Here is a 12,390-nt window from a genome sequence, read left to right on the forward strand (position 1 = left end):
AAGGCGTGTATCTAAGAGAGATTAGAATAATAGCGGAGGGAATAACGCTTTAACTGTGAAGTGGCTCCCCAGACTGGACTTGAACCAGTGACATACGGATTAACAGTCCGCCGTTCTACCGACTGAACTACTGGGGAATCGTGTTACTTCAATTTTCTCATTTAACCACCGAGAAGTGGCTCCCCAGACTGGACTTGAACCAGTGACATACGGATTAACAGTCCGCCGTTCTACCGACTGAACTACTGGGGAATCGTGTTACTTCAATTTTCTCATTTAACCACCGAGAAGTGGCTCCCCAGACTGGACTTGAACCAGTGACATACGGATTAACAGTCCGCCGTTCTACCGACTGAACTACTGGGGAATCGTGTTACTTCAATTTTCTCATTTAACCACCGAGAAGTGGCTCCCCAGACTGGACTTGAACCAGTGACATACGGATTAACAGTCCGCCGTTCTACCGACTGAACTACTGGGGAATCGTGTTACTTCAATTTTTTCATTTAACCACCAAGAAGTGGCTCCCCAGACTGGACTTGAACCAGTGACATACGGATTAACAGTCCGCCGTTCTACCGACTGAACTACTGGGGAATCGTGTTACTTCAATTTCTCATTTAACCACCGAGAAGTGGCTCCCCAGACTGGACTTGAACCAGTGACATACGGATTAACAGTCCGCCGTTCTACCGACTGAACTACTGGGGAATCGTATTACTTCATTTTCTCATTTAACCACCGAGAAGTGGCTCCCCAGACTGGACTTGAACCAGTGACATACGGATTAACAGTCCGCCGTTCTACCGACTGAACTACTGGGGAATCGTATTACTTCATTTTCTCATTTAACCACCGAGAAGTGGCTCCCCAGACTGGACTTGAACCAGTGACATACGGATTAACAGTCCGCCGTTCTACCGACTGAACTACTGGGGAATCGTTTGCGACTTCTCGTTGAGAACGGAGCGCATAGTAAATCGCTCAGCCACATGAGTCAACTCGCGTTCCTAAAAAAATGCCAAATAGTGAATCAAGTGTTTATCTTACAAACAATCGGGGGTGATATTTAGTCATTGCGGGTTAAAAAAGAACGATTTAGCTATCACTTCACTTTTGAAAATGACTCGTTTTTTTAGACGTGTGACCATGATTAGCTAAATTTTTCAGGATAATGACTCGACTTTGGCATCATACGCTTAAGATTGGCGGCTAAACATTGATGGTTTTTTTAGCAATGCTTGCTAGTAGCTTGATTTTATTTGTGCACACTGGAGTTTTAAACCTGCTTAATAGTTAGTTTTTAGCCGCACTGGCACTTCGCGTTGGCAAGTTCCTAAGATGATTGCGTAGCTCTTATTCACTCAATACATTCGCTAAATACTCACTATGGAGATTGAGTGATTGAGTGATTGAGTATGGGCTAATGGCCGTTATGGAGAGATTCGCTTGTGTTGATTAGCGTCTATGAAATTAAGCTATTAGTGTCAAGTTGCAAAAAACACAGCACAAAATGCTGATATACAGATTCCGTACTAACTATCGGTCTGAATACTGAGTTTATCCCTTACCGCTTTTTGTACTGCCATGTGCTGAAAAGTCGCAATCCCAGGGCAGGCTTGCTTTATGTTTCAGCCTGCAATTGCTAGTATGCGTAAGAGGGAATACTCAGTCTGTCTGCGGCGTGCTTAGGCAACTAAGCTAACATCAGTAGTGCTGCGTTTGGCGGATGTCGTCGTTTTATTTAATGTCTACTGATCTCGCCTCTAAGTGATTTGATTCGAAGGCTTTGATTCAAGGTGACCGAATTTATCACTGGGCAATATCACGCTACATTCACGGCTCGCAGCCATAGCGAGTAGGCAAGCAGCTATCAATTCAGCCAATAGTTTTATCTTGCAGGCTCAGCAATGTGAGTCAGTCGGTACGAATAGTTACGGCTTAGATTCAAATGTCATAAAATTACAACTTTTGCGATGCCTCACTCTTATTCGCTGGTGCGAGAGCAAACCCTTATGAGTCAAGGTTCCCAATCACTTATCCACTGTTTCTGTGGATAAACTTGTGGGTTACTGAGTATAGTACCCCGCAAAGTCCGATGTAGACTGGGTTGGACTTAAAATGTCCAAATCTAGTTGCACTTTTTAAATGTGTTTATAAACAGTGACTTAATCTTGGCGCTTGTGGCTGATAGGTAGGTTGCCAAATGTCGCAACTTTGTAACAATTGCTCGCCATTTGTTTATGAATTAAATTGTTATTTTGTTGGGTTTTTTAGCATAAATCACTGCGATAAGTTGAAACTAGTACTAATGTGCCAGTGTAGTTTCAGTAAAAAACCACTAACGGGTAAAAAGAGAGGATACAGTGTCAAAGTTGTTTGAACTGGTTGCGCCTTATCAAGCGGCAGGCGATCAACCTAAAGCGATCGCTCAATTAACAGAAGGGCTCGAAAGTGGCTTGGCTCACCAAACTCTATTAGGAGTGACTGGCTCAGGTAAAACTTTTACTATGGCCAATGTCATTGCCAATTTAGGTCGCCCGACTATTATCATGGCGCCCAATAAAACCCTTGCGGCGCAGCTCTACGGGGAAATGAAAGAGTTCTTTCCTAATAACGCCGTCGAATATTTTGTCTCTTATTACGATTATTATCAGCCCGAAGCTTATGTGCCGGCGTCAAACACCTTTATCGAGAAAGATGCCTCGGTCAATGCTCATATTGAGCAAATGCGTCTCTCTGCCACCAAAGCCTTATTAGAGCGGCGTGATGTGGTGCTGATTGCCTCTGTGTCAGCGATTTATGGTCTGGGTGATCCTGAGCTGTATTTAAAAATGCTGTTGCACCTGCGCCAAGGTGACACTATGGGGCAGCGCGATATTTTAAAGCGCCTGACTGATCTGCAATATAAGCGCAATGACATGGCGTTTGATCGTGGCACTTTTCGGGTGCGCGGAGAAGTGATTGATATTTTTCCGGCAGATGCTGAAAATCACGGCGTTCGTGTCGAATTATTTGATGACGAAATTGAGCGCATCAGCGAATTCGATCCTTTGACGGGCCAAGTCAATCGGCGTTTAGCTCGGACCACTATTTATCCCAAAAGTCATTATGTGACGCCAAGAGAAACCATACTGGCGGCGACTGAGCTGATTAAAGTTGAACTTGTCGAACGTAAAAAGCAACTACTCGAAAACCACAAGCTCATTGAAGAACAAAGAATTTCTGAGCGAGTGCAATATGACATCGAGATGATGGTGGAGCTAGGTTATTGCTCTGGCATTGAAAATTATTCACGCTACTTATCTGGGCGTAACCCTGGTGAAAGTCCGCCGACCTTGCTGGACTATCTACCCGCCGATGGCTTGATGATCATTGATGAATCTCATGTCACAGTGCCGCAAATTGGCGCCATGTATAAAGGCGATAGATCGCGCAAAACCACCTTAGTAGAATATGGTTTTAGACTGCCATCGGCACTGGATAACCGACCGTTAAAGTTTGAAGAGTTTGAGGATTTAATGCCGCAAACGATTTATGTGTCGGCGACACCAGCCAAATATGAGCTTGAAAAAAGTGGTACTGATATTGCCGAGCAATTGGTGCGGCCAACGGGATTACTCGATCCCGAGCTTGAAGTTAGGCCAGTCAGTACTCAAGTGGATGATTTGTTATCCGAAGCCCGCAAGCGCATCGCCATTGATGAACGGGTGTTAGTCACTACCTTAACTAAGCGTATGGCCGAAGATTTAACGGATTATTTGGATGAACATGGCATTCGGGTGCGCTATTTACACTCAGATATAGATACAGTGGAGCGCACTGAGATTATTCGCGATTTAAGATTAGGTGTTTTTGATGTATTAATTGGCATCAACCTATTACGCGAAGGCTTAGATATGCCAGAAGTGTCGCTGGTGTGTATTTTGGATGCCGATAAAGAGGGCTTCTTGCGTTCTGAGCGCTCGTTAATTCAAACCATAGGCCGAGCCGCCCGTAACATTAACGGTAAAGTGATTTTATATGCTGATAGAATCACTGACTCTATGGCTAAAGCGATGGGAGAGACTGAGCGGCGCCGCGAGAAACAGCATGCCCACAACATTGCCAATGGCATAGTGCCAACGAGTTTAACCAAGCGCATTACTGATGTGATGGATATGGGCGATGGCAGTGAGGGCGATGAGCGCCGCAATCAGACGAGTCAGCGTTATTCAAGAGCTAATCGCCCTGGGGTCAGAGCTTCCGATTTACCGAGTCGCAGCGTTAAAGACATTAGTCAAGAGATTGAGCGGCTAGAGAAACAAATGCATCAACATGCGCGCGAACTTGAGTTTGAGCAAGCGGCGAGTGTACGCGATCAAGTGCAGTTATTAAGGCAAGAACTGCTAAAAGCTTAGTGATTGAATTATTCAGTGTAAGGCTTGAATGTAATTGCTGAGTAACCGCTCCCCAAACCATTTTGGGGGAGCAGTTGCCTAGACTAACAATATCGCAAAAGGGTTAACAGCGGCGCTTTTTAAATGATTATTAAATGACGTTTTATCATAAGACAGTTCTTAAAATGCCTTTCTTAAATTCCTTTCTTAAAAGGTAATAGCAGCCCTAAAAACAAGCCTGCAATCGCGCCAATCAAATGGGATTCATCGGCAACTCGGGCGCCAATCAACTGACTCGACAAGGCTTGTGGGCCTAATGTTTGCTCCGCGATGATTTTTGCCGCCAGTGCCATCAGTAAAATCACTCCCCATTTATCTTTACGCCGCAAGTCTTGCACCACGGCATAAGCAAATAAGCCATGTAAAATGCCACTTAAGCCGACAAACCCTAAGGTAGTGGGGTAAAACAAGAATAAGCCAATGCCTTGAATTAATGACAACAGCAAAAACAAAGTCCATAGGTTTTTTAGGCTTAAACGCCAAGGAAATAGCGTCATAATAATCAGTAGCCCTGCGAGATTCATCGCCAAATGCCAAGCGTTGGTATGCAGTATGTTAGCGCTAAATAGTTGCCACCAAGCGCCAGCTGCAACGCTAGAGCGCTGATAGCTTAAGTGGTTAGGATCGATAACATAAGCCAGCAGCATTAAGCAGGCTAAGGATAAACAAAATCCCCAGTGATTATTTAAGCGCTTAAGCTCCATCTTACTTAGGTAAACTGGCTAAGATTTCAGGACTATTGGCTTGGTATTGAGCTAAGCCCTTGCTTCTGAGTAAGCAGGCTGGGCATTCTTTACAACCCGCGCCGATAATGCCGTTATAACAAGTCAGGGTATGATCGCGCACTAATTCTAGCGCGCCCAAACTGTCGGCTAGTGCCCAGGTTTGTGCTTTATCTAACCACATCAGCGGGGTGACTAAGGCTAACTCTCTATCCATGCCTAATACTAAGGCGTTAGCCATAGTTTGAACAAAGTCATTACGGCAATCTGGATAGCCAGAGAAATCGGTTTCGCATACCCCAGTGATCACTGCCTCGGCGCCGAGCTGATAGGCATAAATGCCAGCTAAGGTTAAAAATAAAATATTGCGACCAGGAACAAAAGTATTAGGTAAGCCGTTATCCATGAGCTCATTAGAGACGGCAATGGAATCACGGGTGAGGGCACTGATGGCAAGCTCATTGAGCATAGTCACATCCAGCACTTTATGGCTGGCGACACCTAATTGGGCTGCTAAGGTTTTAGCCACTTCAATTTCTTGACGATGGCGCTGGCCATAATCAAAGGTAATGGCGTGCACTTGTTGGTACTTTTGCTGGGCCTGAATAAGACAAGTTGTTGAATCTTGACCACCACTAAAAACCACCACGGCTGCAGACATAACGAAAACCTTACTATTAAATAAAGACGATATTGTAACTGACTGCGGCAGGATTTAAACCGAAACTTGACGCTAAGCTTGTAGTTACCGCCTAACTTAGTTATAACAGCAGCGCTGTTTAAGCCGGAGAAAAGAAGTGCAGTATCCAGTTAATGAAGTATTTGAAACAATTCAGGGTGAAGGCTTTTATACCGGTGTTCCCGCCATTTTTGTGCGGTTACAAGGTTGCCCTGTGGCTTGTAGTTGGTGTGACACCCGTCATACTTGGGAGCGCCAACCCACGTTAGAAGTTAAACGTGATGTGGTTATTGACGTCGACGGTGTTAAAGGCCATTGGGCTTGGCATGACGCTGCCAGTTTGTTGGCCGCATTTAGTGCTAAGGGCTTTACTGCTAAACATGTAGTGATCACCGGCGGTGAGCCGTGTATTCACGACTTAACAGAGTTAACCCAAGCCTTGCATGATGCGGGTTACCACTGTCAAATTGAGACCAGTGGTACTTATACCGTAGCGTGCGCGGTCGACACTTGGGTCACAGTTTCGCCAAAAATCAACATGAAAGGTGGGATGGCGGTACTGGCGCAAGCGTTAAACCGTGCCAATGAAATTAAGCACCCGATAGCGCAGCAAAAGCATATCGATCAACTCGATGAAGCGCTTAATGGCATAGATATCAGCGCGAAAGTGATGTGTTTACAACCTATTAGCCAACAGGCTCGGGCTACTGAGCTCGCCATGGCGACTTGCATTGCCCGCAATTGGCGCTTATCGGTGCAGACTCATAAGTATCTGAATATTGATTGAAGCCTGCCAATGGCTTGAGTATTAAATGCCATAGCCGCTTGGCTTGACTGCATACTTTACTGCCATAGATTAAAAATCGGAGTCGCTTAATTGGCCTCGGATTTTTTGTGGCATTTAATTGGATTGACGCGGTTTATTGGCTGTTAAGCCGTGCATTATAGACAAGTGGTCAGCGACAATTGGCCATCTTGGTTAAATTGCACCAGTGTATCTGCATAAGCTTGATAGCAACCTATGTTGGCGGCAATCCAATCCTTATCATAATAAGTATCTAAATAGCGCTCACCCGAATCGCAAAGTAGTGTCACTATACTGCCGTGCTCGCCGCGTTGCTGCATATCACTTGCTAACACCAAGGCACCAAATAAATTGGTTCCGGTCGATGGCCCAGTTTTGCGGCCAATCACTTGCTCTAACCAATGAATCGTTGCTATCGCCGCCGCATCGGGGATTTTGAGCATAGCATCCACCACTCCGGCGATAAATGAAGGTTCCACGCGCGGGCGACCTATGCCTTCAATCTTACTGCCGTTCTCGCTGGTGATCTTGGCATTGCCTGTGTTGAAATAGTCAAAGAACACCGAGTGCTCTGGGTCAACCACACATAGCTTACTATCAAGTTGTTGGTAGCGAATATACCGCCCTATGGTTGCTGAAGTGCCGCCAGTTCCTGGGCTCATCACTACCCAAGTCGGAATAGGGTGCGGCTCCATGGTCATTTGGCTAAAAATAGAATTAGCGATGTTATTGTTACCGCGCCAGTCGGTGGCACGCTCAGCATAAGTGAACTGATCCATATAATGGCCATTAAGTTTTGCAGCTAGGCGCTCAGATTCGGCATAAATCTGATTACTGTGATCCACAAAATGGCATTGGCCGCCATAGAATTCGATTTGTTGGATTTTTTTCTTAGCGGTACTTTTGGGCATAACAGCAATAAAGGGCAGGCCAAGCAATTTAGCAAAATAGGCTTCTGAGACCGCTGTGCTGCCAGAGGAGGACTCTATGACAGTCGTGCCCTGTTTTATCCAGCCATTACATAAGGCGTATAAAAATAGTGAACGGGCGAGGCGATGCTTTAAGCTGCCGGTCGGGTGGGTACTTTCATCTTTTAAATAAATATCTATATGGGTTAAACAGGGAATGTCTAACTTAATCAGATGAGTATCTGCGCTGCGTTGGAAATCAGCTTCTATCTTAGCTATGGCTTGTTTGACCCAAGTTTGCGTCATAATCGGACTCTTGACTGAGGGATAGTCGAAGTAAAGATGATAAATAACTTTAGTGGGTAAGTATATGTAAGATAACAATGAGAACTGTGTAAGTAGTGCTGTAGAACTTATTGGGGATATAAAGAAGGTAACGAAAAAAAGATGTTGAATGTCTTGAATGATAAATAGGAGGTTTAGATGGTGGAGGGAGAAGGATTCGAACCTTCGAAGGCTGAGCCGTCAGATTTACAGTCTGATCCCTTTGGCCACTCGGGAACCCCTCCATATCTAAATTGTTGTAACTTGTTGTAGCAACACTTCTTGGCCAGAAGTGTTATTCGTTCAATGAGCAAACGAAAAATGGTGGAGGGAGAAGGATTCGAACCTTCGAAGGCTGAGCCGTCAGATTTACAGTCTGATCCCTTTGGCCACTCGGGAACCCCTCCACGAGTAAACGCTAGATAATAAGAAATAATGGTGGAGGGAGAAGGATTCGAACCTTCGAAGGCTGAGCCGTCAGATTTACAGTCTGATCCCTTTGGCCACTCGGGAACCCCTCCCATTCTTATTGTCTGTTGTTTGCCGCAATTGATGGTGGAGGGAGAAGGATTCGAACCTTCGAAGGCTGAGCCGTCAGATTTACAGTCTGATCCCTTTGGCCACTCGGGAACCCCTCCTCTCAATTGCGGGCTGAATAGTATTCATAAAATTTAGGCTTGTAAAGTGCTTACATGCAATTAATCCTTAAGTTATGACTCGACTGGTCGATTAAGTATCAACGGCTTGTTTTTGTGGTGTTTTTTTATGCTGATTGATGTCAATGTCATCAACGAGTTAGACCTAGGTAGTCGCTTAAATCTCGCCCTCGCCGCGCAGCGGCGGGGGGAATTTGCGTTATTACTGAGTTTATTGTCGGCTGATGTTCGCGATATGGCACAATTTGGCCTCAAGAAAGAGCAAGGGGAGGCGCAATTACGGCGACAATTTGATGTTAGTGAACCACAAGCCTTGGTTGTTGATATGACGAAAATGACAGGTTTGGATCATAGTCAAAGTTTTTTTAACGATTCAATGGCAGGATTTAGATTACGCCACAGTTTATTGCCTGAGCCGTTGTTATTTGCTGGTCATTGGCCTGGTGATTTACTCGATGTATTAAATAATTGCAGTCATACGGTTAAACAGCGCAGCCTTAATCAAGAAATTGAGTTAACAAACGTACGAGAAGTGCCACATTTATGTGATCAACTGCACGCGCAGCGATTAATGATTAATTCTTCGCTATAAGTTAAGGCTTATGCTTGGAGACTCGCGCTAGCCCTCTTATAATAGCTAAGTCTAAATTTAGCATAGAGAAATGGTATGAAATCTATTCGTGAAGCTCAATTACAATCGGTCAATGATACTTGTACTGATTGCGGTAGTTATATTGATATCGGTGCAGTGATTGATGCTGATAATAATCACTTGGATATGATAGTGACTGCAGAGCGCGCAAAAGTATTAGCCGACAGCGCCAAAGCCCGTTTTGCTGATGTAGAAATTAGCATGGCACCACAAGATGATGCCGTGAAATTAAGTTTAACCTTTGGCATCAGCGCTGAAAAAATGATTTTCCAGTTACAACACGGACTATAACCATAATTGTTTGATCAGCTGTAATCATAGTCGCATGATTAACAATAATGAGTCATAGGTTGCTGCCTTGTTAGCTTCTTCGTGACTCTTTTTTATTGGTATTTTTACGTACTGCGTATAAATAAGAAATTGCACTCGCAGAGCTATTACTCAATTAATAAATCGCCAATAGTCGATTTAATAATCATAAGTCAGACATACTGATATTTTATGTAGGGATAAGAGTGGACACTCGTCATTTTCAGTTATTAGTGAGGTCAGTGGTTAACTCAACAGCTAAGGCTAAAGGTGATTTTTTAGCTGTAGCGGAATTAATTGCTGACACCTTAAACCAAACTTTGGCGGTAGACTGCCTAACTATTTGGCGATTAGATCAACGGCAATCAGTGCAACAGCCTATTTGTCAGCGTTTTTTAAATGAAACCCTGACATTTCCATGCGCATCCATTCGACCTAACGACTTAGCGACTATCCCTGCTTATTTAGACTATTTACTGCAACATTGTTTTATTAATGCCAGTACCGCTAATTTTGATGAGCGTGTATCTGAGCTTTATGGTCAATTTTTAGCGCCACGCGCGATAACATCGACGCTTGATGTCGCGGTAAGAATTAATGGTCATTTAGAAGGGATCATTTGTCTTGAATCTTTAGTGCCTGACGCTTGCTGGCAACAGGAAGAAATTAATTTTGTTAGTCAATTAGCCGACCAGTTAGCATTAACGTTAGCAACGCAGCAAAGTTATCAACAACAAGACTTATTAACTCAATTTCGCAGTGCGTTAGCGCAATCCGATCAAATTACCTTGTTGGTGGATTTAGAAAACTTAACCATTAGTTATGCTAATTGTGCCTATCTCAACTTTCCAGGTTTATCGAATGCAGTGATTGATGGAAAAAGTGTGACTGACACTGAGTCATTTAAACAACATCCTGCCATCATAAAGCAAGTGATTGAGAATTTACGCCAAGGTAAGCACGCAGAAGGTGAGTTGGCATTAACCTTAGATGCGAAAAAGTGTTATTACTTTGCCTATCATGCGAGTCCGTTTATTACCGAACAAGGTCAGTATGTCGCTTTAATAACCGCTAAAGATAATACCCACGACATATTTATTCACTCAGAACTTGAGCGCCTTGCATGGCGTTGCAGTTTAACGAATTTATATAATCGCTCACATTTCAACCTTGCACTTGAGCATTGTCAGCAAGGTTATTTGATTTTAATCGATTTAATCGGTTTTAAACGTTTTAATGATACTTATGGCCATGAACAAGGCGATGATTTATTAATTGAAACCGCGCGGCGATTAACGAGTTTTGGCGATAATTACGGTGCAAAACTGATTGCTCGAGTGGGGTCAGATGAATTTGCCATAGTTATTGATGATAATAACGCCATTGATATCGAATCTGTGGCGGCAAGTTTATTAAGCCATTTAAGTCAGGTCATTTATATTGGCTCAGAACAAGTTAGCCCAAAGCCGGCGTTGGCTATGGTTAATTTAGGTGATATGACCTACAGCATGTCTCCCATAGCTTGCGTTGATATTGCCGTGCAACATGCAAAAAATAAAGTGGGTTTAGCTATTCAATTCTTTAGTCAAAGTCTGTTGGAAGACTTTCAGCAAGCTGCAGATACGGAACGTGATTTACGCCTTGCTATTTGCAATCATCAATTTGAGATGTATTACCAGCCTTTAATGCATTTACAGCAACAGCGTTATATTGGCGCTGAAGCTTTGCTGCGTTGGCATCATCCGACTAAAGGCACTGTGTCTCCCAATTGCTTTATGGCAATAGCCGAGCAAACTGGACTCATTATTGAGATTGGTGCTTGGATATTGGCCTCGGCATGTAAGCAATTATACCTATGGCAGCAACAAGGCCTAGATTTATGCATGCACGTTAACGTGTCAGCTCGGCAGTTTTTCAGTGGTAATTTATTTCAGCAAGTGTGGCACTTAATGACTCGTTATCAATTACAGCCACAACGTTTGATTTTAGAAATCACTGAAACCGAGTTAATGGAAGACATTAAGTACGCCACTAAATTATGCGAAGAGTTGACTGATATCGGCGTAGGTCTTGCTATTGATGATTTCGGTACTGGTTATTGCTCGATGCGCTACCTTAAGCAGTTCCCCATTAGTAAGTTGAAAATCGATCAGTCTTTTATTGCTGATATTACTAGCAGTCACGAAAGCCGTGAGATAGTCAGTGCCATTATCGCCATGGCAAAGGCATTGAATATTTCATTGACGGCAGAAGGGGTGGAAACCTTAGCGCAAGAAAAATTCCTTATGGATAACGCATGCCATCATGCGCAGGGATATTTATACAGCCCTGCGCTGCGACAAAAAGACTTTATGCAGTTTATTGTTCAGCACCAACAGGCTTATGCAGAAAATGCGTAGTTGTTGGCGTTGTAAAACTCAGCAAGGTTGATAGTTAACGCCAGCAGCATTGTTTACTTTTTTTACCACTTAAGCAGACACAAGGATCGTTGCGTTTCGGAAAACGTGTCGCTAAGTGATCGCCATTGGTATAAAACCAGCGTTGATTGACGAGTTCAAAGCGCGAGCGTTCATGAATGGCATCTATTTCCCCATCACTGCGATACCAGGCGCTAAAAGTCACAGTGGCGCGTGTCGCCTGCTGCTCTTCTTGTTCAATCTCAAGGCTTAACCAATTTACAGGAGCTTGGGCTAAACGCTCTAAAGTGAGATTACCAAGGAAATCTTTATGGGTGGTCGCTAATAAATAGGGATATTGCTGGCGGGCAAAAGCACAAAAACGTGAGCGCATTAGTTCAACTGCGGACTCGGCATAGCGAGTTTGCATATGCAGTGGTTGACAGCAAGCGCTATAAGGTTTGCTGCTACCACAATTACAACGGGAAATATCTGACATT

The 12,390-nt window shown here is 43.9% G+C and carries 9 protein-coding genes and 12 tRNA genes; 5 read left to right on the forward strand and 16 right to left on the reverse strand.

Features of this window, described 5'->3' with window-relative positions; all coding sequences use genetic code 11:
* Nucleotides 1–61: 61 nt before the first annotated feature.
* The 8 genes from AC1HDP_RS03320 to AC1HDP_RS03355 form a co-directional block, all read right to left on the reverse strand.
* Nucleotides 62–137: transfer RNA gene (locus AC1HDP_RS03320), tRNA-Asn, on the reverse strand.
* 39 nt (nt 138–176) lie between these two features.
* Nucleotides 177–252 (reverse strand) — tRNA-Asn (locus tag AC1HDP_RS03325).
* A 39-nt stretch (nt 253–291) separates the two neighbouring features.
* Nucleotides 292–367, reverse strand: a tRNA-Asn gene (locus AC1HDP_RS03330).
* 39 nt (nt 368–406) lie between these two features.
* Nucleotides 407–482 (reverse strand) — tRNA-Asn (locus AC1HDP_RS03335).
* Between the two features lie 39 nt (nt 483–521).
* Nucleotides 522–597: transfer RNA gene (locus tag AC1HDP_RS03340), tRNA-Asn, on the reverse strand.
* A 38-nt stretch (nt 598–635) separates the two neighbouring features.
* Nucleotides 636–711, reverse strand: a tRNA-Asn gene (locus AC1HDP_RS03345).
* Nucleotides 712–749: 38 nt separating this feature from the next.
* Nucleotides 750–825, reverse strand: a tRNA-Asn gene (locus AC1HDP_RS03350).
* A 38-nt stretch (nt 826–863) separates the two neighbouring features.
* A tRNA-Asn gene (locus tag AC1HDP_RS03355) sits at nt 864–939 on the reverse strand.
* A 1,427-nt stretch (nt 940–2,366) separates the two neighbouring features.
* Here AC1HDP_RS03355 and uvrB point away from each other — a divergent pair.
* The gene (gene uvrB / locus AC1HDP_RS03360; RefSeq protein ID WP_479637665.1) at nt 2,367–4,400 is read left to right on the forward strand and encodes an excinuclease ABC subunit UvrB; all 2,034 of its coding nucleotides are present in this window, start codon (nt 2,367–2,369) and stop codon (nt 4,398–4,400) included.
* A gap of 173 nt (nt 4,401–4,573) precedes the next feature.
* Here uvrB and rrtA read toward each other — a convergent pair whose 3' ends face one another.
* Both rrtA and queC read right to left on the reverse strand, forming a co-directional pair.
* Nucleotides 4,574–5,143: a rhombosortase gene (rrtA, locus tag AC1HDP_RS03365; protein ID WP_479637666.1), complete on the reverse strand. Its 570-nt coding sequence runs from the start codon at nt 5,141–5,143 to the stop codon at nt 4,574–4,576.
* 1 nt (nt 5,144) lies between these two features.
* The gene (gene queC, locus AC1HDP_RS03370; protein ID WP_479637667.1) at nt 5,145–5,822 is read right to left on the reverse strand and encodes a 7-cyano-7-deazaguanine synthase QueC; all 678 of its coding nucleotides are present in this window, start codon (nt 5,820–5,822) and stop codon (nt 5,145–5,147) included.
* Nucleotides 5,823–5,958: 136 nt separating this feature from the next.
* Between queC and queE the strand changes: the two genes are divergently transcribed.
* Nucleotides 5,959–6,627 carry a 7-carboxy-7-deazaguanine synthase QueE gene (gene queE / locus AC1HDP_RS03375; RefSeq protein WP_479637668.1) on the forward strand — a complete coding sequence of 223 codons (669 nt, stop codon included), beginning with the start codon at nt 5,959–5,961 and terminating at the stop codon, nt 6,625–6,627.
* A gap of 155 nt (nt 6,628–6,782) precedes the next feature.
* On the opposite strand, the gene AC1HDP_RS03380 is transcribed toward queE, so the two are convergent.
* The 5 genes from AC1HDP_RS03380 to AC1HDP_RS03400 all read right to left on the reverse strand — a co-directional run bounded on the left by AC1HDP_RS03380 (nt 6,783) and on the right by AC1HDP_RS03400 (nt 8,515).
* On the reverse strand, nt 6,783–7,859 hold the full coding sequence (locus AC1HDP_RS03380) for a PLP-dependent cysteine synthase family protein (protein ID WP_479637669.1): 1,077 nt from the start codon (nt 7,857–7,859) through the stop codon (nt 6,783–6,785).
* Between the two features lie 178 nt (nt 7,860–8,037).
* Nucleotides 8,038–8,122 (reverse strand) — tRNA-Tyr (locus AC1HDP_RS03385).
* Between the two features lie 77 nt (nt 8,123–8,199).
* A tRNA-Tyr gene (locus tag AC1HDP_RS03390) sits at nt 8,200–8,284 on the reverse strand.
* Nucleotides 8,285–8,313: 29 nt separating this feature from the next.
* Nucleotides 8,314–8,398 (reverse strand) — tRNA-Tyr (locus AC1HDP_RS03395).
* Between the two features lie 32 nt (nt 8,399–8,430).
* A tRNA-Tyr gene (locus AC1HDP_RS03400) sits at nt 8,431–8,515 on the reverse strand.
* Nucleotides 8,516–8,642: 127 nt separating this feature from the next.
* On the opposite strand from AC1HDP_RS03400, the gene AC1HDP_RS03405 reads away from it, so the two are divergent.
* From AC1HDP_RS03405 to AC1HDP_RS03415, 3 genes are all read left to right on the forward strand, one after another.
* Nucleotides 8,643–9,125 (forward strand): VC2046/SO_2500 family protein, encoded by a 483-nt coding sequence (locus tag AC1HDP_RS03405; RefSeq protein WP_479637670.1) that lies wholly within the window; start codon nt 8,643–8,645, stop codon nt 9,123–9,125.
* 75 nt (nt 9,126–9,200) lie between these two features.
* Entirely contained in the window at nt 9,201–9,476 is a 276-nt protein-coding gene (locus tag AC1HDP_RS03410) for a DUF406 family protein (RefSeq protein WP_479637671.1), read from the forward strand.
* Nucleotides 9,477–9,700: 224 nt separating this feature from the next.
* A complete protein-coding gene (locus AC1HDP_RS03415) occupies nt 9,701–11,893 on the forward strand; it encodes a putative bifunctional diguanylate cyclase/phosphodiesterase (protein ID WP_479637672.1) in 2,193 nt (730 codons plus the stop codon).
* A 34-nt stretch (nt 11,894–11,927) separates the two neighbouring features.
* Here AC1HDP_RS03415 and AC1HDP_RS03420 read toward each other — a convergent pair whose 3' ends face one another.
* Nucleotides 11,928–12,389, reverse strand: coding sequence for a YchJ family protein (locus tag AC1HDP_RS03420; protein ID WP_479637673.1), 462 nt, complete (start codon nt 12,387–12,389; stop codon nt 11,928–11,930).
* Between the last annotated feature and the right edge of the window lies 1 nt (nt 12,390).

The sequence above is a fragment of the Shewanella sp. ISS20 genome (assembly GCF_056522965.1).

Excerpts from the sequence above, each read along its gene's own strand:
- rrtA (WP_479637666.1), bottom strand. The coding sequence starts at position 5,143 with ATGGAGCTTAAGCGCTTAAATAATCACTGGGGATTTTGTTTATCCTTA.
- queC (WP_479637667.1), bottom strand. The coding sequence starts at position 5,822 with ATGTCTGCAGCCGTGGTGGTTTTTAGTGGTGGTCAAGATTCAACAACT.
- AC1HDP_RS03380 (WP_479637669.1), bottom strand. The coding sequence starts at position 7,859 with ATGACGCAAACTTGGGTCAAACAAGCCATAGCTAAGATAGAAGCTGAT.
- AC1HDP_RS03405 (WP_479637670.1), top strand. The coding sequence starts at position 8,643 with ATGCTGATTGATGTCAATGTCATCAACGAGTTAGACCTAGGTAGTCGC.
- AC1HDP_RS03410 (WP_479637671.1), top strand. The coding sequence starts at position 9,201 with ATGAAATCTATTCGTGAAGCTCAATTACAATCGGTCAATGATACTTGT.
- AC1HDP_RS03420 (WP_479637673.1), bottom strand. The coding sequence starts at position 12,389 with ATGTCAGATATTTCCCGTTGTAATTGTGGTAGCAGCAAACCTTATAGC.